Here is a 549-nt window from a genome sequence, read left to right as displayed (position 1 = left end):
GTTTCAGGGTTACGTCAGTACCGGCCTTGTTGCTCAAGGTGGCGGTGTAAGTGATCTGGCCACCTTCGTTGACGGCACTTGGCGCGGTCAGCGTGACGGTCGTGGTGTCCGCAGTGCCAGGTGTGTCCGTGACGGTGGTATTCACCGGCGTTGTGCCCGGCACCAGGTTTTCGAAGTGCTCGCCGCCAGTTACACCCTTAATTGCGGTGGTAACGGTCTGGTCGCCTTTGTATACGTCGTTAGGCGCAACGGTGGTGACAGTGCCGCTGGACTGATTCACACCGATGGTGATGGTTTTGCCGTTGTCCAGGGTGACGGTCAGCGGGCTGGTGATGTTGGTCACCGGATTGCCCGACTTGTCGACCAGCGACGCGGTGTAAACGATGTTGCCGCCTTCACCAACGGTGGTAGTGGCGGTCAGGACCACATCGACTTTGTCGATGGTGTCGTTAATGGTGGTGGTTGCGCCGTCGCCTGCGACTTCCAGTTTTTCGAAGTTGCCGCCAGTGGTGTCAGTGATCTTGACCGTCTGGGTGCTCTTATCGATGA

Annotated in this window: 1 protein-coding gene; it reads right to left on the bottom strand. The window is 58.3% G+C overall.

The window, feature by feature from the left end; translation table 11 throughout:
- Positions 1 to 549 (bottom strand): immunoglobulin-like domain-containing protein (locus HBO23_RS33590; protein ID WP_178131767.1); only part of this gene is annotated, 549 nt, incomplete at both ends.

Origin of the sequence: Pseudomonas sp. WS 5532 (assembly GCF_012985445.1) — a bacterium.
Classification (GTDB): Bacteria; Pseudomonadota; Gammaproteobacteria; order Pseudomonadales; family Pseudomonadaceae; genus Aquipseudomonas; species Aquipseudomonas edaphica.
This window is presented reverse-complemented; position numbering and strand designations above follow the sequence as displayed.